At 68.0% G+C, this 23743-nt stretch carries 21 protein-coding genes; 12 read left to right on the top strand and 9 right to left on the bottom strand.

Annotation, left to right across the window (positions count from 1 at the left end):
- Window positions 1-116: 116 nt before the first annotated feature.
- The 8 genes from VK92_RS28015 to VK92_RS27980 all read left to right on the top strand — a co-directional run bounded on the left by VK92_RS28015 (window position 117) and on the right by VK92_RS27980 (window position 10349).
- Complete coding sequence (locus tag VK92_RS28015; protein WP_048026056.1) at window positions 117-3656, top strand: ABC transporter ATP-binding protein/permease; 3540 nt, start codon at window positions 117-119, stop codon at window positions 3654-3656.
- Between the two features lie 536 nt (window positions 3657-4192).
- A complete protein-coding gene (glnH, locus tag VK92_RS28010) occupies window positions 4193-4945 on the top strand; it encodes a glutamine ABC transporter substrate-binding protein GlnH (RefSeq protein ID WP_048026021.1) in 753 nt (250 codons plus the stop codon).
- A gap of 15 nt (window positions 4946-4960) precedes the next feature.
- Window positions 4961-5668 carry a glutamine ABC transporter permease GlnP gene (glnP, locus tag VK92_RS28005; protein WP_021160890.1) on the top strand — a complete coding sequence of 236 codons (708 nt, stop codon included), beginning with the start codon at window positions 4961-4963 and terminating at the stop codon, window positions 5666-5668.
- Window positions 5665-6393 carry a glutamine ABC transporter ATP-binding protein GlnQ gene (glnQ, locus tag VK92_RS28000; RefSeq protein WP_021160891.1) on the top strand — a complete coding sequence of 243 codons (729 nt, stop codon included), beginning with the start codon at window positions 5665-5667 and terminating at the stop codon, window positions 6391-6393. Before glnP ends, glnQ begins: the two co-directional genes overlap by 4 nt.
- A 20-nt stretch (window positions 6394-6413) precedes the next feature.
- Window positions 6414-7463: a C45 family autoproteolytic acyltransferase/hydolase gene (locus tag VK92_RS27995; RefSeq protein ID WP_048026057.1), complete on the top strand. Its 1050-nt coding sequence runs from the start codon at window positions 6414-6416 to the stop codon at window positions 7461-7463.
- Between the two features lie 15 nt (window positions 7464-7478).
- Window positions 7479-8813: an aspartate aminotransferase family protein gene (locus VK92_RS27990; protein ID WP_048026022.1), complete on the top strand. Its 1335-nt coding sequence runs from the start codon at window positions 7479-7481 to the stop codon at window positions 8811-8813.
- A 32-nt stretch (window positions 8814-8845) separates the two neighbouring features.
- On the top strand, window positions 8846-9400 hold the full coding sequence (locus VK92_RS27985) for a carboxymuconolactone decarboxylase family protein (RefSeq protein ID WP_021160894.1): 555 nt from the start codon (window positions 8846-8848) through the stop codon (window positions 9398-9400).
- A 160-nt stretch (window positions 9401-9560) separates the two neighbouring features.
- Window positions 9561-10349, top strand: a complete 789-nt coding sequence (locus VK92_RS27980; protein ID WP_048026023.1) for a hypothetical protein — start codon at window positions 9561-9563, stop codon at window positions 10347-10349.
- Window positions 10350-10593: 244 nt separating this feature from the next.
- Here the strand turns inward: VK92_RS27980 and ahpF are convergent, their stop codons facing one another.
- The 5 genes from ahpF to VK92_RS27955 all read right to left on the bottom strand — a co-directional run bounded on the left by ahpF (window position 10594) and on the right by VK92_RS27955 (window position 14849).
- Window positions 10594-12192 (bottom strand): alkyl hydroperoxide reductase subunit F, encoded by a 1599-nt coding sequence (gene ahpF / locus VK92_RS27975; protein ID WP_048026024.1) that lies wholly within the window; start codon window positions 12190-12192, stop codon window positions 10594-10596.
- A 128-nt stretch (window positions 12193-12320) separates the two neighbouring features.
- Complete coding sequence (gene ahpC, locus VK92_RS27970; RefSeq protein ID WP_006488685.1) at window positions 12321-12884, bottom strand: alkyl hydroperoxide reductase subunit C; 564 nt, start codon at window positions 12882-12884, stop codon at window positions 12321-12323.
- Between the two features lie 365 nt (window positions 12885-13249).
- Window positions 13250-13615, bottom strand: a complete 366-nt coding sequence (locus VK92_RS27965) for a type II toxin-antitoxin system VapC family toxin (RefSeq protein ID WP_048026025.1) — start codon at window positions 13613-13615, stop codon at window positions 13250-13252.
- Window positions 13609-13827: a ribbon-helix-helix protein, CopG family gene (locus VK92_RS27960; protein ID WP_048026026.1), complete on the bottom strand. Its 219-nt coding sequence runs from the start codon at window positions 13825-13827 to the stop codon at window positions 13609-13611. Before VK92_RS27960 ends, VK92_RS27965 begins: the two co-directional genes overlap by 7 nt.
- A 125-nt stretch (window positions 13828-13952) precedes the next feature.
- The gene (locus VK92_RS27955) at window positions 13953-14849 is read right to left on the bottom strand and encodes a LysR substrate-binding domain-containing protein (protein WP_048026027.1); all 897 of its coding nucleotides are present in this window, start codon (window positions 14847-14849) and stop codon (window positions 13953-13955) included.
- A gap of 177 nt (window positions 14850-15026) precedes the next feature.
- Here VK92_RS27955 and VK92_RS27950 point away from each other — a divergent pair, with 177 nt between their 5' ends.
- The 3 genes from VK92_RS27950 to VK92_RS27940 are packed head-to-tail and all read left to right on the top strand — an operon-like array spanning window position 15027 to window position 18035.
- Window positions 15027-16193, top strand: coding sequence for a branched-chain amino acid ABC transporter substrate-binding protein (locus tag VK92_RS27950; protein ID WP_027791290.1), 1167 nt, complete (start codon window positions 15027-15029; stop codon window positions 16191-16193).
- A gap of 59 nt (window positions 16194-16252) precedes the next feature.
- Window positions 16253-16777, top strand: coding sequence for an L-2-amino-thiazoline-4-carboxylic acid hydrolase (locus VK92_RS27945; protein WP_021160901.1), 525 nt, complete (start codon window positions 16253-16255; stop codon window positions 16775-16777).
- The gene (locus VK92_RS27940) at window positions 16770-18035 is read left to right on the top strand and encodes a Zn-dependent hydrolase (RefSeq protein WP_048026028.1); all 1266 of its coding nucleotides are present in this window, start codon (window positions 16770-16772) and stop codon (window positions 18033-18035) included. Before VK92_RS27945 ends, VK92_RS27940 begins: the two co-directional genes overlap by 8 nt.
- 86 nt (window positions 18036-18121) lie before the next feature.
- On the opposite strand, the gene VK92_RS27935 is transcribed toward VK92_RS27940, so the two are convergent.
- Together VK92_RS27935 and VK92_RS27930 are read right to left on the bottom strand one after the other, a co-directional pair.
- Window positions 18122-18604 (bottom strand): GNAT family N-acetyltransferase, encoded by a 483-nt coding sequence (locus tag VK92_RS27935; RefSeq protein ID WP_048026029.1) that lies wholly within the window; start codon window positions 18602-18604, stop codon window positions 18122-18124.
- Between the two features lie 29 nt (window positions 18605-18633).
- A complete protein-coding gene (locus VK92_RS27930) occupies window positions 18634-19470 on the bottom strand; it encodes a c-type cytochrome (protein ID WP_048026030.1) in 837 nt (278 codons plus the stop codon).
- Between the two features lie 258 nt (window positions 19471-19728).
- Here VK92_RS27930 and VK92_RS27925 point away from each other — a divergent pair, with 258 nt between their 5' ends.
- Window positions 19729-20571, top strand: coding sequence for a DUF3626 domain-containing protein (locus VK92_RS27925; protein ID WP_048026031.1), 843 nt, complete (start codon window positions 19729-19731; stop codon window positions 20569-20571).
- Between the two features lie 46 nt (window positions 20572-20617).
- Here VK92_RS27925 and VK92_RS27920 read toward each other — a convergent pair whose 3' ends face one another.
- Both VK92_RS27920 and glmS read right to left on the bottom strand, forming a co-directional pair.
- Window positions 20618-21883: a hypothetical protein gene (locus VK92_RS27920; RefSeq protein ID WP_048026032.1), complete on the bottom strand. Its 1266-nt coding sequence runs from the start codon at window positions 21881-21883 to the stop codon at window positions 20618-20620.
- Entirely contained in the window at window positions 21880-23703 is a 1824-nt protein-coding gene (gene glmS, locus VK92_RS27915; protein WP_048026033.1) for a glutamine--fructose-6-phosphate transaminase (isomerizing), read from the bottom strand. The genes VK92_RS27920 and glmS overlap by 4 nt, the downstream gene beginning before the upstream one ends.
- Between the last annotated feature and the right edge of the window lie 40 nt (window positions 23704-23743).

Below are 23743 nucleotides of genomic sequence, written 5' to 3'. Positions count from 1 at the left end.
GGGTATTGTAGTTGACTCAACACCCGTTGAAAAATCATCTTTTGCCGCGCGCAGGCGGCGCGGGTAGCCTCGATCCGGTCAAGAAAAAATGCAACCAGACACTACCGGAGGGCTTCATGTATTTCGACCGACGACTATGGGCAATGATGGCGGGACTGCGCTGGCGGGTCGCCGCGGCCGTCGCGCTCGGACTGCTCGCGATGGGTGTCGGGATCCTGCGCTTCGTGTTCCTCGGCCGCGTGCTGGCGCTGGTCTTTTCCGGCGCGCCGGCGCGCAGCATCGGCGAAGCCGTCGTTGCAACGGCGGCCTGCGTGCTGCTGCGCGCGTGGCTCGACCATCGCCGCACGGTGCTCGCGCAGCACACGGCCGGACGCGTGCAGGCCACGCTGCGCGCGCGGCTGTTCGACCGGATCGCGGCGCTCGGCCCCGCATGGTTCAGCGGCGAACGCACGGGCGGCGTGATGCTGGCCGTCGTCGACGGCGTCGAGCAGCTGCAGACCTTTTTCGGCACCTACCTGCCGCAACTCGTGATCGCCGCCTGCGCGCCGGTGATGATCTTCGCGGTGCTCGCGTGGTGGGACGTGCCGACGGCCGCCATCCTGCTGGTCGCGGCGCTCGTCACGCTGGCGCTGCCGCAACTCGTGCATCGCGCCGACAAGCGCGCGGCGCTCGCGCGCTCGGCCGCGTTCAAGGCGTTCGGCGAGGAGTTTCTCGACGCGGTGCAAGGCCTGCCGACGCTGAAGGCGTTCGGGCAAGGCACGGCGTTCGGCGCGAAGCTGGCCGCGAAGGCGCGCGCGCTGTCCGACAGCACGTTCTGGGTGCTCGCGCTCGGCCTGCTGACGCGGCTCTTCACCGATCTCGGCACCGGCCTCGGCGCGGCCGCCGCGATCGCGGTCGGCGCGTGGCGCGTGCGGCACGGCGACATGAGCCTCGAGGCGCTGCTGATCGTGCTGATGGCCGGCAGCGAGATCTTCCGGCCGCTGCGCGACCTGCGTTCGGTATTGCATCAGGGGATGATCGGCCAGTCGGCGGCGAATGCGATCCACGCGCTGCTCGACGCGCGGAGCCACACGCCTTCCGCCGATGCGCCGCGCGTGCAGGGCCTGCGGCCGGAGATCGCGTTCGACGCCGTCAGCTTCGCGTATCCGGGGCGTCGCGCCGACGCGCATGCGGCGCTGAGTTTCTCGGTTCGCGAAGGCGAGACGGTCGCCATCGTCGGGCCGAGCGGCGCGGGCAAATCGACCATCGTGCGCCTGCTGCTGCGTCAGCACGATGCGCAGGGCGGCGCGGTCCGCATCGGCGGCCGCGACGTGCGGACGCTCGATGCCGGCCAGGTGCGCGAGATGATCGCGGTCGTCGCGCAGGATGCGACGCTGTTCGACGGCAGCGTCGCCGACAACCTGCGGCTCGGCCGCCCCGACGCGAGCGACGCGGACATGATCGCCGCCGCGCGTGCGGCCAACGCGCACGATTTCATCTCGGCGCTGCCGGACGGTTATGCGACGCGCATCGGCGAACGCGGGCTCACGCTGTCGGGCGGCCAGCGCCAGCGCCTCGCGATTGCCCGCGCGCTGCTGCGCGACGCACCGATCCTGCTGCTCGACGAGGCGCTGTCGTCGGTCGACGCGGAGAACGAAGCGTTGATCCAGCAGGCACTCGACCGGCTCACGCGCGGGCGGACCACGCTCGTGCTCGCGCACCGGCTGTCCAGCGTGATCGGCGCCGACCGCATCCTGGTGCTCGACCAGGGGCAGGTGGTCGACGAGGGCACGCACGCGGCGCTGATCGCGCGTGACGGCCCGTATCGCCGGCTGATGGGGCCGCAACTGGAAGCGGTCGCCGAATCGGCCGGCGTGGCGACGACGGCCGGCGCGACCGCGCGCGCGTCGTCCGGCCCGCAGGTGCGGCCGCTGAACGACGATGCGGCGGAGATCGGCTGGCCGGAAACGCTGCGGACGCTGCTGCGCTTCGTGCGGCCGTGGACGGGCAAGGTCGTGCTGACGGTGCTGTTCGGGATCGGCCGCGTGCTCGCGTTCATCGGCGTCGGCGTGATCGGCGCGCTGGTGGTCGGTGCGGTACCGGGCGGCCATGTGAGCCCGGCGCTCGTCACGGCACTGCTCGTGATCGCGCCGGTGGCGGCCGTGCTGCACTGGCTCGAATCGTGGCTCGCGCACGACATGGCGTACCGGTTGCTCGCGGAAATGCGCATCGCGCTGTTCGCGACGCTCGAACGCCTCGCACCGGCCGGGCTGCTGCGCCGCCGTTCCGGCGATCTCGTGTCGCTCGCGACGCAGGACGTCGAGACCGTCGAGTATTTCTATGCGCATACGCTGGCGCCCGCGTTCGTCGCGGTGCTCGTGCCGGCCGCCGTGCTGGTGCTGCTCGCGTCGGTCGCGTGGCCGCTCGCGCTCGCGCTGCTGCCGTTCCTGTTGTGGGCCGGGCTTGCACCGGTGCTGGCGCGGCGCGAGGTCGACCGGCTCGGCACCGGCGCGCGCGAAGCGCTCGGCCAGCTCGGCGCGCACCTGACCGAGACGATCCAGGGGCTCGCGGAGCTGACCGCGTTCCAGGCCGTCGCGCGCCGGCGCGAAGCGTTCGTGGCCGAAGTCGATGCGTACCGGAAGCAACGCGCCAGGCTGCTCGACGACCTGTCGACGCAGAGCGCCGCCCTGGAAGTCGCGAGCGGGCTCGGCGGGCTGGTCGTCGCGGCGCTCGGCGCGCTGCTGTGCGCGCGCGGCTGGGTTCCGCGCGAGTCGTTGCCGCTGCTGGTGCTGGTCGCGGTGGCCGCCTTCATGCCGGTTGCCGAAATCGGCCAGGTCGCGCGCCAGCTCGCCGACACGATCGCGTCGACGCGCCGCCTGCGCGCGCTGGAGAAGGAGCCCGTGCCGGTGACGGACGGCACGCATGCGCTGCCCGCCGATCCGGCGGTGCGCTTCGAGGCGACGTCCTTCACGTACCCGGGCCGCAGCGTGCCCGCGCTCGACCGCGTGAGCTTCGACGTGCCGCCCGGCAGCACGGTCGCGCTGGTCGGTGCGTCGGGCGCCGGCAAGTCGACGGTCGCGAGCCTGCTGCTGCGCTTCTGGGATCCGCAGCAGGGCCGCGTGACGCTCGGCGGCGTCGACCTGCGCGACCTGCGGCTCGACGACCTGCGCCAGCACATCGCGCTGGTTGCGCAGGATACCTACCTGTTCAACGACACGCTGGAGGCGAACATCCGGCTCGCGGCGAACGACGCGTCCGACGCGGACGTGCAGCGCGCGATCGAGCATGCGGCGCTCGGCGAATTCGTCGCGCGGCTGCCGGACGGGCTCGCGACGCGCGTCGGCGAGCGCGGCGTGCAGTTGTCGGGCGGCCAGCGCCAGCGCGTCGCGATCGCGCGTGCGTTCCTGAAGGATGCACCCGTGCTGATCCTCGACGAAGCGACGTCCCACCTCGACACGATCAGCGAGCAGCAGATCCGCGCGGCGCTGGAAGACCTGATGACGCAGCGCACGTCGATCATCATCGCGCACCGGCTGTCGACCGTGCGTAATGCCGACCTGATCCTCGTGATGGAGCAGGGCCGCGTGATCGAGGCCGGACGGCATGCGGACCTGCTGGCGCGGCAGGGCGCGTATGCGCGGCTCGTGTCGCATCAGGCAAGCGGGGTGGCGATGTAAGCGACGTCGCGTCGGCGCGCGGACCTTGCTTCCGGCGGTTCCGCGCGCGTGTCGCAACATTCGTCGAGTCACGCCGGAGGGTGCGTGCGTCGCGGGGGATGCCACCCCGGCACCGTACCCGATCGCCGACGCTTCACGCTGACAAACCCTATGCGCGGGCCGCGACGATTGTCCGAGCGCCCGCGCGATCCTCCTCCTCTCGTGCGTGACGCCCTGGGCCGCAAGCCGGCCCGGTCACCGCCAACTGCGCCCAGGCGCCGCCGCCGTCCGGTGCGGCGTGATCCGGCCCGGGTGCCTCCCCCGGGTGCTTCGCCCCGCGCCACCCTCCCATTCCTCCGATTGATCCGCGCCACGCGCCCCGGGTTTGTTTCGATGCATTTATCCGTTGCGCGTTTTTTTGTTGTCGTAGTATCGCGGTTGACAACACTTGTTGCACTAATGTCTAATTCGACATCGCATGTTGCGGTGCGGCTTGATGTCGTCGTTACCGCCGGCCGGCTGGCCGGTCACATCGCTCAATCATGCGGAGAGAAACCATGAGTCGCCGTTCCTTCCTGAAAGCCGTCGCGGTCGCCGCCGCGCTCGGCGCAAGCAGCGCCCACGCGGATACCAAGACGCTCGTCGTCGGGACCGATACGTCGTTCATGCCGTTCGAGTTCAAGCAGGGCGACAAGTATGTCGGCTTCGATCTCGACCTGTGGGCCGAGATCGCGAAGGACCAGGGCTGGAAGTACACGATCCAGCCGATGGATTTCGCGGGCCTGATCCCGGCGCTGCAGACGCAGAACATCGACGTCGCGCTGTCGGGGATGACGATCAAGGAAGAGCGCAAGAAGGCGATCGACTTCTCCGCGCCGTACTACGACAGCGGTCTCGCGGCGATGGTGCAGACCGGCAACACGTCGATCAAGTCGATCGACGACCTGAACGGCAAGGTGATCGCCGCGAAGACGGGCACCGCGACGATCGACTGGATCAAGGCGCACCTGAAACCGAAGGAGATCCGCCAGTTCCCGAACATCGACCAGGCCTACCTCGCGCTCGAAGCCGGCCGCGTCGACGCGGCGATGCACGACACGCCGAACGTGCTGTTCTTCGTGAACAACGAAGGCAAGGGCAAGGTGAAGGTCGCGGGCCAGCCGGTCAGCGGCGACAAGTACGGCATGGGTTTCCCGAAGGGCAGCCCGCTCGTGCCGAAGGTCAATGCGTCGCTCGTGAAGATCAAGGCCGACGGCCGTTACGCGCAGATCTACAAGAAGTGGTTCGGCGCCGAGCCGCCGAAGATGTAAGCGCGACGGCGCGCCATGGCGCGGCCGGGTGGCCGCGCCGGTCTTGAATCGAACGGGGAGCGACAAGTGAATTTCGATTGGTCGGCGATCTGGGCGGCGTTGCCGGACCTGATGGACGGGGTCCGGTTGACGGTGTTCATCGCATTTTTCGGGCTGGTGGGCGGTTTCATCGTCGGGATGATCGCGGGCATGTTCCGCGCATACGGACCGAAGGCGATGAACGTGCTCGCCCAGGTTTATATAGAGTTGATTCGCGGCACGCCGATCGTCGTGCAGGTGATGTTCCTGTACTTCGCGCTGCCGCTGCTCGCGCATATCCGCATCGACGGCCTGACGGCCGCGATCATCGCGATCACGGTGAATTCCGGCGCGTATCTCGCGGAAGTGGTGCGCGGCGCGCTGCTGTCGATCCCGAAGGGGCTGACGGAGGCGGGGCTCGCGATGGGGTTGTCGATGCCGCGCGTGCTGCTGAAGGTGGTCGGGCCGCTCGCGTTCCGGCGGCTGATTCCGCCGCTCGGCAACCAGTGCATCGTGAGCCTGAAGGACACGTCGCTGTTCATCGTGATCGGCGTCGGCGAACTGACGCGCAAGGGGCAGGAAATCATCGCGGGCAATTTCCAGGCGGTCGAGATCTGGAGCGCCGTGGCCGTCATCTACCTGCTGCTGACCGGCGCGATGACGCTGACGCTGCGGCTCGTCGAAAAGAGGATGAGAATTCTATGAGCATGATCGAATTCCAGAACGTGTCGAAGAGTTTTGGCCACGTGCCGGTGCTGAAGCACATCGACCTGAAGATCGACGCGGGCGAGGTGGTCGTCGTGATCGGCCCGTCCGGCTCGGGCAAGTCGACGATGCTGCGCTGTATCAACGCGCTTGAGAAAATCACCGGCGGCGAACTGCTCGTCGACGGCCAGAGCGTGCGCGGCAACGCGACGACGATCCGCAACATCCGGCTCGAAGCCGGCATGGTGTTCCAGCAGTTCAACCTGTTTCCGCAAATGACCGCGCTCGAGAACGTGATGTTCGGGCCGATCCAGGTGCGCGGCGCGTCACGCGCCGACGCACGCGACCAGGCGATGGCGCTGCTCGACAAGGTCGGCCTCGAATCGCGTGCGAATCATTACCCGTCGGAGCTGTCGGGCGGCCAGCAGCAGCGTGTCGCGATCGCGCGCGCACTCGCGATCCGGCCGCGGCTGATGCTGTTCGACGAACCGACGTCGGCGCTCGATCCGGAATTGCGCCACGAAGTGCTGAAAGTGATGCAGGATCTCGCCAACGAAGGGATGACGATGATCGTCGTCACGCACGAGATCGGCTTCGCGAAACGGGTCGGCACGCGGCTGCTGTTCATGGATCAGGGCGGCATTGCCGAGGACGGCCATCCGGTCGACCTGATCGACCGGCCGCCGACCCCGCGCCTGAAGGAATTCCTGAAACACGTGTCCTGAACGAAACCGAAATGGCCGACATGCCGCTTTCCCTTACTCCAGTCATCGCCGGTGCGCCGTTCGACATCGGCGTGCGCCTCGGCGAACTCGCCCGTCCCGTGTTCGACGCGTACATGCAGCAGAGCAGCGCGTGGCAGGCCGTGCGCCGCTGGCGCGGCCATCCGTTCGTCGATGCGCTGCGGCAGGCGGCGCTGGCCGCGTACCCCGATCTCGTCGCGGAACTGGACGGGATCGCGGCGGGTGTCGGCTGGCCGGCCGAGGACATCTTCCTGTGGAACTGCCGCGGCGAGCTGATCCACAACGCGCCGGACGGCTGCACGACGCTTGCCGCGCGCGACGCGGCCGGCACGCGCTGGATCGCGCACAACGAGGACGGCGATCCGTTCCTGCGCGAACGCTGCCTGCTCGTCGACGTGCAGCCCGTGGGCAAGCCGGGCTTCGTCAGTTTCTACTACCCGGGCTCGCTGCCGGGGCACACCTTCGCCGCGAACCGGGCCGGCATCGTGCAGGCGATCAACAACCTGCGGATCAGGACGCCCGCGCCGGGCGTGCCGCGCATGATCCTCGCGCGCGCGGTGCTCGATGCGGCGTCGCTCGACGAAGCCGCCGACGTGCTGCGCGTGAATGCACGCGCGAGCGGCTTTCACCATACGCTCGGCGCGACCGGCGACACGCGGCTGCTGAGCATCGAGGCGAGTGCCGCGCGCTGCTCGGTCGTCGACGTGGCGACGCTGGCCGGGCACGCGAACCATCTCGTGCATCCGGGCTGTGAAGCAGAGGCGCAGATCGTCACGCAATCGTCGGCCGACCGCCAGCGCCGCGTCGACGCGCTCGTGCCGGGGATCGACGCGATCGATGAAGCCGCGCTGCTGCGCGTGCTCGGCGATCGTGCACCGGAAGGGTTGCCGATCTACCGCGACGATCCTGCGGACCCCGACGACGAAAATACGCTGGCCACGGCCGTGTTCGCGATCGGCGCGGCGTCGATCGACGTCACCATTCACCAACAAGGCACGCAGCGTTTCGCGACGCGCATCGTGCCGTCCGGACGCGCGCACGACGCATCCTGATCCATGAGGCAACGCATGACGACCGTTTTCCATCGCGCTCCGCGCGCCACCTTGCCCGTCGCCGTCGCAGGCGACGGCATCGAGATCATCGACTCGACCGGCAAACGCTATATCGACGCGTGCGGCGGCGCGGCCGTTTCGTGTCTCGGCCACAGCAACCAGCGCGTGATCGATGCGATCAAGCGGCAGGCGCAGCAACTGGCCTACGCGCACACGTCGTTCTTCACGACCGACGTGGCCGAGGAACTCGCCGACCGGCTCGTCGAAGCCGCGCCGGCCGGCCTCGAACACGTGTATTTCGTGTCGGGCGGCTCCGAGGCGGTCGAGGCCGCGCTGAAGCTCGCGCGCCAGTATTTCGTCGAGAAGGGCGAGCCGCAGCGCCGCCATTTCATCGCGCGACGCCAGAGCTATCACGGCAACACGCTCGGCGCGCTTGCGATCGGCGGGAATGCGTGGCGGCGCGAGCCGTTCCTGCCGCTGCTGATCGAGGCGCACCACGTGAGCCCGTGCTTTGCCTATCGCGACCGGCAGGCGGGCGAAACCGACGAAGCGTATGCGCAGCGCCTCGCGGACGAGCTCGAGCAGAAGATCGTCGAACTCGGCGCGGACAACGTCGCGGCATTCGTCGCGGAGACGGTGGTGGGTGCAACGGCCGGCGCGGTGCCGCCGGTGCGCACGTACCTGAAGAAGATTCGCGCGGTGTGCGACAAGTACGGCGTGCTGCTGATCCTCGACGAGATCATGTCGGGGATGGGCCGCACGGGTTACCTGTACGCGTGCGACGAAGACGGCGTCGCGCCCGATCTGCTGACGATCGCGAAAGGGCTCGGCGCCGGCTACCAGCCGATCGGCGCGACGCTGGTGAGCGACCGCATCTACCGGACGATCGTCGACGGCTCGGGTTTCTTCCAGCACGGCCACACGTACCTCGGCCATGCGACCGCGTGCGCGGCCGCGCTCGAAGTACAGCGCGTGATTGCCGAAGAGAAGCTGCTCGACAACGTGAAGGCGCGCGGCGAGCAGTTGCGTGCGTCGCTGCGCGAGCATTACGGCGCGCATCCGCATGTGGGTGACGTGCGCGGCCGCGGGCTGTTCGTCGGCGTCGAGCTCGTGCGCGATCGCGACACCAAGGCGACGTTCGATCCCGCGCTGAAGCTGCATGCGGCGGTCAAGCGCGAAGCGATGCAGCGCGGGTTGATGGTGTATCCGATGGGCGGGACGATCGACGGCGTTCACGGCGATCACATCCTCGTTGCGCCGCCTTTCATTTGCACCGCGCAGCAGATCGACACGATCGTCGAGCGGCTGTCGGGCGCGATCGACGCGGCGCTCGCGTCGGCCGGCGCGTAAGTGCATTCGTTGAACGTTCTCCGGAGATCGCCATGACCAACAGATTGCCTCCGTTCGATCCCGCATCGGCCACCGATGAGCAGAAGGCCGTGCTGGCCGACATCCTCAGTGGCCCGCGCGGCAACCTGAACGGGCCGTTTCTCGGCTGGATCGCGAGCCCCGAGCTGGCCCAGCACGCGCAGAAGCTCGGCGCGTTCTGCCGTTATCGCACGGGCCTGCCGCTGCGCCTGTCGGAACTCGCGATTCTCGTGACGGCCGCGCGCTGGCGCTCGCAGGCCGAGTGGCACATCCACCATCCGATCGCGCTCGAAGCGGGGGTGCCGGCCGCGACGGCCGACGCCATTCGGCTCGGCGTCGCGCCGGCATTCGAATCGGACGACGATGCACTGATTCATGCGTTCGCGAGCGAGTTGTACGACACGCGGCGCGTGAGCGACGCGACGTTCGCGCGGGCGCAGGCACGCTTCGGCCACGAAACCGTCGTGAATCTCGTTGCATTGCTCGGCTACTACGCGCTCGTCGCGATGACGCTCAACACGTTCGGCATGCGTGCGGACGGGCAGACCGAATTGCCGTTTCCGGAGTAGGGGCGGCGTTCCGGCCGTGCCGGAGCGGGGCGGCGATACGTCTGACGAACATCGTGACGACCTGCTCCCGGCACAATGCAACCAAATGTATTCGTGCGGGATCGACGGCCGATCGCCGCGTATGATGGCTTGTTCACGTCGACATGATCGGTGAGCAAGCATGACGAGTACCCGCAAGACCTTGATGATCGCCGGTGGGCTCCTGGTAGCCGCGGCCGGCACTGCCTACGTGATGCTCCTGCGCGCGGACCACCGTGCGATCGAAGATTCGGGCATCGGCGATTCCGCCGCGCCGGTTGCCGTCGCACCCGCGAACAACGATCACGCGGTGCAGGGCGCCATCGCGCCGCCGGCCCCGGCGGCCCGGGCCGATACGGCATCGAAGCAGGCAGCCGTTTCCCCGCAGCCGCCCGCCCCGGCCCCGGCAACGCCCGCACCCGCACCTGCACCTGCACCTGCACCCGCGCGTGTCGGTGCCGCACCCGCATCCGTCCCCGCCGTTCCTGTCGTGAGCGAGAAAGCGCAGCCGAGCGCACCGGCGCCGAAGGTCAACGTCGTGACCGTCGATGCGCAGGATTCGACCCCGCCGGCCCCGGCGCCGGCTGCGAAGCTTGCCCAGCCAGTCGCCCCCGCGCAGGTCACGCAACGCGCACCGCGCAAGCGCGACGGTCTCGAACGCCACGCGGCCGCTGCGCCTTCCGCCACGAAATCCGAAACGCCGGAGACGGCCGCGCTCGTGAGGGAATCGGCGAAGCTCGACCCGTCGTTGCCGCCGCCGCCGATGTCGTCGACATCATCGATATCGTCGAGCGCCGGTTCGTACCGGCAGGGGAGTTCGTCGTCGGGCGCGAACCCGGTTGCCGCTGCGATGACCGAGCAACTGGTCAGGCAGTCGAGCAGTGTCAAGGCGTCGCCCTCGGCAAATGGCGATTCGACTGCGACCAAGTAAGCCGCGCAACTCGAGCGTGATGCTTGCGAACCTGATCGAACGGACGTGCCATGACGCGCAATGCCAATACACGATGACGTTTGACGCGAAAGCCGCGAAGGTTGCGGGAATGCGATTCGTCAGTTAAGGGCAATTCGCTGTTCGTCTGCGCCTCCAGGCGTCGACACAAAAAAAGGGCCCCGCACGCCGACCAAAGCATGCGGGGCCAAGAGAGACAAACTGTTGTGCCGATGTGCGACGCGCGTTACGCGGCGACCGCTTCCTCGGCCTGCGGTTGCGCGGCGGCCACCGGTGCGACGTCCTGCCGGATCAGGTGGTCGAACGCGCCGAGCGACGCCTTCGCGCCTTCACCCACCGCGATCACGATCTGCTTGAACGGCACCGTCGTCACGTCGCCGGCCGCGAACACGCCCGGCACCGACGTCGCGCCGCGCGCATCGACGACGATCTCGCCGTGCTTCGACAGTTCGACCGTACCCTTCAGCCATTCGGTGTTCGGCACGAGGCCGATCTGCACGAACACGCCTTCCAGATCGATGCGCTGCGTGTCGCCCGAGCGCAGATCCTTGTAGACGAGGCCGTTCAGCTTGCTGCCGTCGCCGGTCAGCTCGATCGTTTGCGCCTGCGTGACGACCGTGACGTTCGGCAGGCTGCGCAGCTTGCGCTGCAGCACTTCGTCCGCGCGCAGTTGCGCACCGTATTCGATCAGCGTGACGGCCTTCACGATACCGGCGAGGTCGATCGCGGCCTCGACGCCCGAGTTGCCGCCGCCGACCACCGCGACACGCTTGCCCTTGAACAGCGGGCCGTCGCAGTGCGGGCAGTACGCGACGCCACGGTTGCGGTATTCACGCTCGCCGGGCACGTTGATTTCGCGCCAGCGTGCGCCGGTCGCGAGGACGATCGTCTTCGCCTTCAGCACCGCGCCGTTCGCGAGGCGGATCTGGTGCACGTCGCCCGGAATCAGCGCGTCGGCACGCTGCACGTCCATGATGTCGACGTCGTACTGCTTCACGTGCTGCTCGAGCGCGGTCGCGAACTTCGGCCCTTCGGTTTCCTGCACCGACACGAAGTTTTCGATTGCCATCGTGTCGAGCACCTGGCCGCCGAAACGCTCGGCGACCACGCCCGTCGCGATGCCCTTGCGTGCCGAGTAGATGGCGGCTGCCGCGCCCGCCGGGCCGCCGCCGACGATCAGCGTATCGAACACCGGCTTGTTCTCGAGCGACTTCGCGGCACGTGCGCTGGCGCCCGTGTCGAGCTTCGCGAGGATTTCCTTCACGCTGCTGCGGCCCTGGCCGAACGAGGCGCCGTTCAGGAACATCGTCGGCACGGCCATGATCTGGCGCGACTCGACTTCATCCTGGAACAGCGCGCCGTCGATCGCGACGTGGCGGATGCGCGGGTTGATCAGCGACATCACGTTCAGCGCCTGCACGACTTCCGGGCAGTTCTGGCACGACAGCGAGAAGTACGTTTCGAACGCATAGTCGCCGTCGAGCGCGCGGATCTGTTCGACCACGTCGTCATCGAGCTTGATCGGGTGGCCGCCCGTCTGCAGCAGCGCGAGCACGAGCGACGTGAATTCGTGGCCCATCGGGATGCCGGCGAAGCGGATGCCGGCCGGCTTGCCGGGCTCGCCGATCGAGAACGACGGCTTGCGCTCGGCGTCGTCGCGGCGTTCGGTCACGGTTACGCGATCCGTCAGCGACGCAATCTCGTTCAGCAGCGCCAGCAGTTCCTGCGATTTCGCGCCGTCGTCGAGCGAAGCGACGAGTTCGATCGGGCGCGTGATTTTTTCGAGGTACGCTTTCAGTTGGTTCTTGAGATTGGCGTCGAGCATGGCGTTTCGGATTCCGTATTGATGATTCTGGTCGGGCACGTCGTGCCGGAGGAGGGCGCGGGCCGCATGCGGCGGCGGCCCGTCTTCGTGTGTCTCGCGCGCCTCGGGCGAGGCGCGCGGAGCGATCGTCAGATCTTGCCGATCAGGTCGAGCGACGGGGTCAGCGTTTCCGCGCCCGGCGTCCACTTGGCCGGGCACACTTCACCCGGGTGCGCCGCGATGTATTGCGCAGCCTGCACCTTGCGCAGCAGTTCGCCTGCGTCGCGGCCGATGCCGTTGTCGTGGATTTCGCACAGCTTGATCTCGCCTTCCGGGTTGATCACGAACGTGCCGCGCAGTGCCATCCCTTCTTCCTCGATCAGCACGTCGAAGTTGCGCGACAGCGTGAGCGTCGGGTCGCCGATCATCGGGTACTTGATCTTGCCGATCGTGTCCGACGTGTCGTGCCATGCCTTGTGCGTGAAGTGCGTGTCGGTCGACACGCCGTAGATTTCGACACCCAGCTTCTGGAATTCCGCGTAACGGTCGGCGAGGTCGCCCAGCTCGGTCGGGCAGACGAACGTGAAGTCGGCCGGGTAGAACACGACGACGGACCACTTGCCCTTGAAGTTCTCTTCCGAGACGGGCACGAAGTCGCCGTTGTGGTAAGCGGTTGCCTTGAACGGCTTGATTTGGGTGTTGATGATCGGCATCTGGTGAGTTCCTTTGCTTCAGTGGTGAGTGGAGTGTTGCCAGTATCCGGGTTCACCCTGAGCTTGTGAAATTGCTTGTTTCAATCCGGGGCATCGGGAATTTCTATCTGCTTCCGGCCCTTGATTGGGTGGGGGCGCCGGGCGATGGGCATCCATTCGAAGCAAGCGTGAGGGGGAAGATGTGCAGTCGCGTGGATCGATACCTTCACGATCCCGATGCAAAGCAGGGTGACGAGCGATTCGGCTGCGCCGTGCTCGGCGATCTCGCCGATTTTCCGTCGACGAACACGCGATGCTTGTTGCAGAAGCGCTTGAGGGCAAATGCGTCGCGCTGACGCATCTGCATGATTACCGCGCGTATTGGCTCAGATCCGATACGGCATTCGAATGCCGGGTTCGGTGGCGGGGAAGTCCTTTGTGTTGCGCGACACAAGCAGCAGGCCGTTGACTTGCGCCGATGCCCAGACGATCGCGTCGGGCAGGCGGATGCGGCGCTCCTGGCGAATGGTCACGGCGCGATTCGCAATCGTGCTGTCGAGCGCGATGACATCGAATGACGAGAGCCACGCGCGAGTCGTGTTTTCGTCATGTGCGGACGTGCCGACAAGAACCTCCATCCACGAGATGATGCTGATCGCACGATAGGAGTAGCGGGCCAGTTCGACGCGGGCCGATTCCACGCCGCCCAGGTAGTCGATCAGGATGTTGGTGTCGAACAGGGCTTTTACCATTCCGAGCGCATTTCCTCCTGATACGCCAGGCCGTCGACCGTGCGATCTTTCCAGAGACCGAATGCGTCGTCGGCGAGCGGGCGTTTGTGCAGGGCAATGTAGGCATCAATCGCGTCGCGAATGATCGCGGCGCGGGGACGACGTTCAGTCTCGACGATGGCGGCCAACTCGTCGAGCTGGCCATCTGACAGATCCACCAGAATCCGGCTCATGATAGCCTCCGATATATGATATAGATATCATATATACCTGATCCGGCGCTTGCAAGACTCGGGCGGGTGCGGTGGGTGCTGCGTTCGCGTCAACCGTTGCCCGGTAACGCGAGCAGGCACGTCGCTCACATCCCCGCCATCTTCCTCAGCCACTCCGCCAGCCGCCGCGCCCCGTCCGGCATGTCCGCGTCCTCGCGCGTGCACAGGTAGTAGTCGCGCCCGTCGTCGAGCGCGTGATCGAACAGTTTCACGAGCTCGCCATTCGCCAGTTCGCGTTCGACCAGCGGTGCGCGCAGCAATGCCGCGCCGAGATCCGCGCGCGCGGCGCTCAGCGTCAACTGGCCGTCCTCGAACATCGGCCCCACCGCGTGCGACACATGCCGCACCCCGGCGCCCTGCAGCCAGTTGACCCACGTGCTGCGATCCTCGTCGTGCACGAGCGGCGCGCGCGCGAGATCGGCCGGCGTGCGGAACGGCCCGTGGCGCTTCAGGAAAGACGGGCTGCACATCGGCACCATCGCGCCCGGCAGCAGGCGTTCACAGCGATAGCCGGGCCAGTCGCCGGTGCCGAAGCGGATCGACAGGTCCGACGCATCGCTGCGGTAGTTGCGGTGATGCGCGTACAACACCGTGACGTCGACGTCCGTGTTATCGGCCAGGAACGCATGCAGCCTCGGAATGAACCAGCCGATGCCGAGCAACGGAATCAGGCTGACGGTGATCTGCCGTAGCGACGAGCGGTCGCGCACGAAGCGCGTCGCGCTGCGCAGCACCGAGAACGCGGCGCTGATCGAGCGGTAGTAATCGCGGCCTTCGTCGGTGAGCGCGAGCAGCCGGCCCTCGCGCACCGTCAGCGGCGTCTGGATGAACGCCTCGAGCAGCTGCAGCTGATGGCTGACCGCCGACGGCGTGATGTCGAGCTCGCCCGCGGCTGCGGTCACCGACCCGAGGCGCGCGAAAGCTTCGAACGCACGCACCGCGCGCAGCGGTGGATCGTGCGGCAATTGTTCGATATTTTTCATGTGTCGAATTTTATCGAAAAATCAGGGTAAGCGACAACACAAAAATATCCTGTATTTACAGTGATATAGGTTAATGTGTGGCCAGCGATATAAGCATCCAACAATTGGGTATTTGGGGTTTGGGTGCTCAATATTTAATATTTTTCATGTTTTGATTCGATCCACCCATCCCCGCACATGAAAATCGCTTTCCTCCACGCCAGCCTCGCATTCTCGGCGGCCGCCCTGGTCGCTTCCGTTCCCGCCTTCGCGCAATCTGCGCCGCAGACGGTCCTGATCGGTCTCGCCGCGCCGCTCACCGGCCCGTCCGCGCGGATCGGCAAGGACTTGCAGAACGGCGCGCAACTCGCGATCGACGATGCGAACGCGAAGCATCCGACCATCGGCGGCAAGCCGGTCGTCTACAAGCTCGTCGCGGCCGACGATCAATCGGATCCGCGCACGGCCGTCGCGGTCGCGCAGCAGCTCGTCGACCAGCACGTGATCGGCGTCGTCGGCCACTGGAACACGGGTTGCAGCGTGCCGGCATCGCGCGTCTACCGCGATGCGGGCATCCCGCAGATCGCGCCGGCGTCCACCGGCCATCAATACACGCAGCAGGGTTATGCGACGGCGTTCCGCATCATGGGTCACGACGATGCGGGCGGCAACTTCACGGGCGCGTATGCGGTGAAGACGCTGAAGGCGAAGCGTATCGCGGTGATCGACGATCGCACGTCGTTCGGCGCGGGGCTTGCCGACCAGTTCATCAAGGGCGTGCAGGCGAACGGCGGGGCGATCGTCGATCGCCAGTACGTGAACGACAAGACGACCGATTTCAGCGGCGTGCTGACCGCGATCAAGGGCAAGCGCGCGGATCTCGTGTTCTTCGGCGGCCTCGATGCACAAGCCGCGCCGATCGCACGCCGGATGCGCCAGCTCGGTGTGAACGCGCCGTTGCTCGGCGCGGGCGGCTTCGTGAGCCAGACCTTCCTGTCGCTCGCGGGCAAGGACGGCGACGGCGTGACGGCGCTCGAACCGGGCCTGCCGCTCGACCGGATGCCGGGCGGCAAGGCATTCGACACGCAATACCAGGCGCGCTTCCGTGCGCCGATCGAACTGCATGCGCCGTTCGCGTACGACGCGGCGGCCACGCTGATCGCGGCCGCGCAGAAGGCCGGCACGACGCAGCCGGCGAAGCTGGTCGCGGCGGTGCGTGCGATCGACCGGCCCGGCGTGACGGGGCGGATCGCGTTCGACGGCGAAGGCAACCTGAAGGACCCGGCCTTCACGATCTACCAGGTGCGCGGCGGCAAGTGGACCGTCGTCGACGTGCTCGGCGGCTCGCGCACCGCAACCAAGTAAGCGAAACGACACGGCGCAACACAGCGCAATACATCGATAAAACGACCCGGACGATCCCCATGACCGAAGCGACCCAGACATCCGCCGCCGCACCCGAGGACACACGCCTCGGGATCCTCGCGCGGCGCCGCATCGAAGCGGAAATCATCAAGCCGATCTACGAGATCATGAAGCGCGAGTTCGGCGCCGAGCGCGCACAGGCCGTGATCGCGGAAGCCGTGCGCGGCGCGGCCGTCGACGCCGGCCGCACGTTCGCCGCGCAGGAGCCGGGCGGCACGAGCGTGAAGTCGTTCATCGCGCTGCAGGTGCTGTGGGAGAAGGACGATGCGCTCGACGTCGAGGTGCGGCGCGCGGACGACGCGCACTACGACTACGACGTGCATCGCTGCAGCTACGCGGAGATGTATCACGCGATGGGGCTCGGCGAGATCGGGCATCTGCTGAGCTGCGCGCGCGACAGCCATTTCATCCAGGGTTATGCGCCGGACATCGCGCTCACGCGCACGAGCACGATCATGCAGGGCGGCAAGCGCTGCGATTTCCGTTACGCACTGCAATCCGCGCCGGAGAACGGCGATGCGTGACGATCGCGGCAACGTGGATAACGAAAGCGCGCCGCGCGTCGACGGCGACCGCCTGTGGGCGTCGCTCGAACGGATGGCGCAGATCGGCGCGACGCCGAAGGGCGGCGTCTGCCGCCTTGCGCTGACCGACCTCGATCGCGAGTCGCGCGACCTGTTCGTGCAATGGGCGCAGGACGCCGGCTGCACGGTGCGCGTGGACCGGATGGGCAACGTGTTCGCACGCCGCCCGGGGCGCAATCCCGACGCCGCGCCGGTCATGACGGGCTCGCACGCCGATTCGCAGCCGACGGGCGGCCGCTACGACGGCATCTACGGCGTGCTAGGCGGGCTCGAGGTCGTGCGTGCGCTGAACGACGCGGGCGTCGAGACCGAGCGCCCGATCGACGTCGTGATCTGGACCAACGAGGAAGGCTCGCGCTTCGCGCCGGCGATGGTGTCCGCCGGCGTGTTCTCGGGTGTCTATACGCTCGAATACGGGCTGTCGCGCACCGACGGCGCGGGCAGGACGATCGGCGAGGAACTGGCGCGGATCGGCTACGCGGGCACCGAGCCCGTCGGCGGTTATCCGGTGCACGCGGCGTATGAACTGCATATCGAGCAGGGCCCGATTCTCGAACGGGCCGGCAAGACGATCGGTGTCGTGACGGGCGGGCAGGGGCAGCGCTGGTACGAAGTGACGCTCACCGGCGTCGACGCGCACGCGGGCACGACGCCGATGGAGGTCCGCCGTGATGCGCTGGTCGGCGCCGCGCGGATGATCGCGTTCATCGAGGTGCTCGGCCGTCGTTACGCGCCGGACGCACGCGCGACGGTCGGGATGATCGAGGCGCGGCCGAACTCGCGCAACACGGTGCCGGGCGGCTGCTTCTTCACGGTCGAGTTTCGTCATCCGGACGATGCGGTGCTCGACGAACTGGACGCGGCGCTGCGCGCCGAACTGGCGCGTGTGGCCGATGAAACGGGCCTCGGTGCGCAGATCGAGCAGATTTTCACGTATGCGCCGATCCCGTTCGCGCCGCGCTGCATCGACGCGGTGCGTGACGCGGCACGCTCGCTCGGGCTGTCGCACCTGGACATCGTGTCCGGCGCGGGTCATGACGCATGTTATGTCGCGCGCGTTGCGCCGACCGGGATGATCTTCGTGCCGTGCGTCGACGGGCTGAGCCACAACGAGGCCGAAGCGATTACGCCCGAGTGGGCGGCGGCGGGGGCGGATGTGCTGTTGCGTGCGGTGTTGCGGAGCGCGCAAGAGGCCTGAGCCCGAGCGTGACGGCAGCGGCCGGCGCCACGGTGTGCGCCGGGCCGTGCCGGTCTCGGCCTGGCGCCGCGAACGCGAAATTCGCGTCAGGCCGCCGGCGAATGCCGATCGATGTATCGGCGCATCACGTAAAACGCCGTATCGGTGCGCCCCGGCATCGTTACCATCTCACCATCGGCCGTAAAACCGAGCTTTTCATAGAACCGGTACGCCACTTCGCGTGCCGTACACCACACGAGCGCGGCCCCGTGCGCTTGCGCATGCCGCACGCATACCTGCACCAGCACGCGCCCGAAGCCCATGCCGCGCACGGCAGGGTCGACGGCCATTCCGCGAAGCCGCCATGCGGGCCGTGCCGGATCGTCGTCGCGCGGCTCCTCGCAGAGCGACGCGACCGCCACGATGTTCGACCGGCCGTCGCGCACGCCGACATGCAGCGTCGTCGGCGCATGGTCGCCAGCCAGTTCGCAGGCGTTCAGGTCGCCGTTCAGCAGGATCGCTGCCCGGAGCGGGTGCGTCTGCGCGGCGTCGATCGACGCGATGGTGAACAGCGGGTCGCCTGAAGTCATCAACGTTCCTCGTGCAATCGGCCCGCGCGTTATCGAGCGGCCTTGTGCCGTGCCATATACGCAAGATACGCAACGATCTGGTCGAGTTCCCGGTCGCTCAACTGGTCGGGCGGAAACGACGGCATGACGCGGCCCGGCCAGTCGCGCACCGATGCCGGGTTGCGGATGTAGCGGCGCAGCGCGGCCGGCTGGAAGTAGTCGACCGGGTTCATCGGCGTGTTCAGGTCGGGGCCGGCATGGCTGCTGCCCGCGCCGTCGAGCCGGTGGCACGCGAGGCATTGCGTGACGAACAGGTGCTGCCCCGCGCGGGCCGGGTCGTCGGCAGGCAACGCGGCATCCACGGCAAGCGACGGCCAGCGCGCGAGCGGCGACGATTCGATCGTGACGCGCACGATCTGGTACGGCCACTGCTCGCCGCGCACCGACGCGGCGTCCGGCCCGAGCCACACCAGATAGAACGGCCCCGCGCTGACCTGCTTGCCGGGCAGCTTCGGCCACGGATGGGCCGGGTCCTCGATCGCGAGCCACGGAACGGCGCGGGCCGGCGCACGGCGGCGCACGAGATCCAGCGGCAGTTGCGCGGCGAAGCCGTCGGCGGCGCGCGTTTCGAGCACGCCGTCGGCGGGCAGCGGCGTGTCGCCGAGCAGCGCGGCGAACGGCACCGCACGGAACGTCATCGGCCGGCCATACGCGATGTCGCGCGGCACACGGATGTCCGTCGCGTCGGGGCGTGCGAGCAGCGTCTGCCGGGTGAGGGGGCGGGCCGTGCCGTCGGTGTCGAGTTCGAGCGTGGACTGGGCCGACGCGCTTTGTCCGAGCAGGCAAACCGTCAGCAGCACGAGCGAAAACCACTGGCGCTTCAGCATTCGTTCTCCGGGAAGGGGCGTTCCGGCGGCGGCAGGAGGCGGGCGCCGCGGCCGATGGAAGGAATCGGGCGACAGTCTATCCGGTACGCGCGGCGCTGGCGACTGCGGCGCGGGGCGGGTGACCGGTTCCGCGCGACGGTGTATCGTGCTTCGTCACGCACCGGGTGCGGCCGGCCGCAACCGACGTCGGGCCGCGGGCCCGAGGATACCGTCGGCGCCGCGCGGCCGGGCGGCATTCAACGAGACCGGACAACACGCATGGACTCCCCGGCAGAGCGGGCGCTTGCCCATATCCGACGATCGTGGCCGCCGGCGCGGCAAGGCCAGGCATTTCCCGTCACGCTCAATTTTCATCCGGACATGCCGTTCGACGGTATGGGCACGCTCGAGCGGATCGTCCTCGATGGCATCTACCGGTCCCAGTTCGAGACGGCGACGAGCAACGGCGGCCTCACCGCGTATCCCGGCGGCGATCGCTGGCTGTGGGAAAGCCGGATGTTCGGGCAGGCGTACGATGCCGCCGACCCCGCGCTGCGGCCGAAGTACGGCGCGCTGAACCATCTGGGCGATCCCGTCGGCGGGTCGCGCCGCTTCGGGTCCTGTCATTTGCGCCTGCACGGCGACGCGCATCGGCGCACGACCTTCTGTTACCCCGACAGCCATTACCGGCCCGAGCATTTCGCGATTCACGATTGCACGGCGCTGATCGCGCTCGCAGCCGAAAACCGCGCCGGCCTCGATCCGCTGCTCGACAACTACATCGAGGCGCAGGTGCATGGCGTGGTCAGTCTGGAGGACGACGTCGACGCGATCGTGCTCGATCCGAGCTATCGCGATACGCCGGTCGAGGCCGCGGCGACGCGGTCGGGCTGCCGGATCGAGTGGCACGACGGCTTCCGGCTGTCGCTCGACCGGCTGGCCGAGTGCGCGCAATTCCGCGGGCAGGCGGCCGCCGACGCGATCGAACGCATCGCCGTCGACCGCATCGTGACGCCGGCCGTGCTCGGCCGCGCGCGCGACGGCACACTCGACTATCAGACGGCCAAATGGGTGTGGCATTGCATGGCGCGGTTTGGACTGGCGCGCGAAAACACGGACTGACCGCACTCATCCGGCATGCGCCGCGCGACACTTGTGCGTCGTCGTTTCAATGACTCGAACAAGGCACTGCGCTTTTCGGCATCGGCGTGTCACGCGCAGGCTCGAAATCGGCTTCGCGCGTGCCCGACGGCGTCAGCGACACGAAATGCATCGCGTTGCCGCGCGCCGGGAAACCGGCGATGCCCGTCATGCCCCACGGAATCGGCGAACGCTGCACACCGCCGACCGCGATGTCCGCCGGCCCGAGTGCCAGCGTCAGCAGCCGGCCGTCGCGGATCGGCACGTACGCATGCGTGCCGGACACCCCGATGCCGGATTCGCGCACCGACGCCGGCAGGCAGTCGAGCGTCGCCGTGCGGCGGCCGTCCGGCGCGATCAGCATCGCGATGCCGCGATCGTCCGCCGTCGTCGTGACGACGATGAAGCGGTCGATCTCCGGCACATACGCCGACGCGTAGACGTAGTACTGGATCGCGTCGTTCAGCGTTCCCAGCTTGTCCAGCTTCGCGGTGACCGGGTCGAACATCGCGTATTCGAGCGTCGCATCCGTGCTGCCTTCGATGAATTTCTGCCACACGAGCAGCGCGGCATGCGGCGAGCCCGCGACCATGGGCCACCACTCACGGCGGTGCGGCGCGACCGCGACGTGGTTCAGCACGCGCCCGGCCGCGTCGTAGGTCTTCACGTAGACGCCGTTGCCGGTGCCGAGGTTGTCGACGCCGCCGCCGTCGATCCAGTCGGCGGAATAGAACACGACGAAGCGGTCGGCAGCCGTGGCGACGTGCCCCGAGTGGCCGCCCGATTCGACGTCGTTCGGGTAGGGCTTGACCGGTTTCAGGTCGCGGCGGTACACGCCGTAGCGCTGGCTGACTTCCTGCGGCGCGTTCCAGCCGTCCTCGAACGTGACGAAGATGTCGCCGCGCGCGTTCTGCGCGATCGACACCGGTTCCTGCGCCTCGGGGCGGCTGATGAACGTATGGACGCGCAGCAGGTGCGACGCGCCGGGCAGCCATTCTCCGACGTACACGTCATGCGGCCAGTTGCCGTTGCGCATCGCGCCGCGCGGCACGATGCCCGAGCTGCTGAAGAACACCCAGCGCTTGCCGTTGCCGGCGTCGGCCACGCCGATGCCGTGCATGAAGCTGCGCGGATCGGCGGCCGGGTGGGGGGCCGGGGCGGCCGGCACGGCGACCGTATGCACGGCCGGCGTGGCGGCGACGGCCGGCGGCGCCGTGACGATGCCGCATGCGCCGCACAGCGCGGCCGCGACGCACCGCGCGACCGCCTGCGCCGGGCGCGCTCGCCACCTCATTCGACGGTCACCGATTTCGCGAGGTTGCGCGGCTTGTCGACGTCGGCGCCGCGCGCGCAGCCGACGTGATACGCGAGCAGTTGCAGCGGGATCACGTTGACGATCGGCGACAGCAGGTCGCTCGATTCGCGCACGCGGATCAGGTGCGTGTCGCGGTCGGCGTCGATGTCGAGTGCGCTGCCCGCCAGCACGTAGAGCCGCCCGCCGCGCGCGCGCACTTCGGCCATGTTGGACTTCAGCTTCTGGAACAGGCGGTCGTCCGGCGCGATCGTGACGACCGGCATCGCGCTCGTGACGAGCGCGAGCGGGCCGTGCTTCAGTTCGCCGGCCGCGTAGCCTTCGGCGTGGATGTACGACACCTCCTTGAGCTTCAGTGCGCCTTCCAGCGCGATCGGAAAATGAATGCCGCGCCCGAGGAACAGCGCGTTTTCGGTACGCGCGAACTTCGCGGCCCAGCCCATGATCTGCGTTTCGAGCGCGAGCGCGTGGCCGATGCGCTCGGGCAGCGCACGCAACTGCTTCAGGTGCAGCGCGACCTGCGCCGCGTCGAGCCGGCCGCGCAGCTGCGCGAGCGTCAGCGTCAGCACGAACAGCGCGACGAGCTGCGTCGTGAACGCCTTGGTCGACGCGACGCCGAGCTCGATGCCGGCCCGTGTCAGGAACCGCAGCGGCGCGTTGCGCGCGATCGTGCTGGTCGCCACGTTGCAGATCGCCATCGACAGTTCCTGGCCCATGTCGCGCGCACGCTCGATCGCGCCGATCGTGTCGGCGGTTTCGCCCGATTGCGAAATGCCGACGACGAGCGTGCGCGGATCGGCCACCGTGTCGCGGTAGCGGAACTCGCTGGCGATCTCGACCTGGGCAGGCACGCCCGCGATCGACTCGAGCCAGTATTTCGCGGTCAGGCCCGCGTAGTAGCTGGTGCCGCAGCCGAGCAGCAGAACGCTCCTGACTCTCGACAGTCGCGCGCGCGCGTCGTCGGTCGTGTCGAACAGCGCCGGCGAGATCGTGTCGATGCCGTCGAGCGTGTTGTCGATCGCCTTCGGCTGCTCGAAGATCTCCTTCTGCATGAAGTGCTGGTACGGGCCGAGCGCGGCGTCGCCTTCGCGCGCCTTCACCTGGCACAGCGGGCGCTGGGCGTCGTGTCCGCCCGAGTCGACCACGGCGATGCGCTCCGGCGTGATCAGCGCGACGTCGCCGTCCTCCAGGTAAACGAAGCGGTCGGTCAGGTCGCCGAGCGCCGCGCAATCCGACGCGAGGTAGTTCTGTTCGGCCCCGATGCCGATCACGAGCGGCGAGCCCGCGCGCGCGGCGACGAGGCGCTGCGGCTCGCGCGCGCTGAGCACGGCGATCGCGTATGCGCCGTGCAGCCGCTTCACCGCGCGCACGACCGCGTCGAACAGGTCGTCGCGATAGAGGCTGTGGATCAGGTGCGCGATCACCTCGGTGTCGGTCTGGCCGCGAAACGTGTAGCCGCGCTCGCGCAGCTCCGCGCGCAGCGCGTCGTGGTTCTCGATGATGCCGTTGTGCACGACCGCGATCGTGTCGCCGGACATGATCGGATGCGCGTTCATTTCCGACGGTGCGCCGTGTGTCGCCCAGCGCGTATGCGCGATGCAGGTCTGCGCCTCGAGGCCCAGCGTCAGCACGCGGGCCTGCAGGTCGGTCACGCGCCGCAGCGTGCGCTCGCTGCGCAGGCGGCCGTCGTCCTGCACGGCGATGCCGCACGAATCGTAGCCGCGATACTCGAGCCGGCTCAGCGCATTGACCAGTTGCGGCACCTGATTGTTCAGGCCGCTTGCTCCGACGATTCCGCACATGATTCACCTCGTCCGCAAAAACTGCAAAAGGTTGCCGGCC

Source organism: Burkholderia sp. LK4 (assembly GCF_001043615.1).
In the GTDB taxonomy this organism is placed as follows: domain Bacteria; phylum Pseudomonadota; class Gammaproteobacteria; order Burkholderiales; family Burkholderiaceae; genus Burkholderia; species Burkholderia cepacia.
This window is presented reverse-complemented; position numbering and strand designations above follow the sequence as displayed.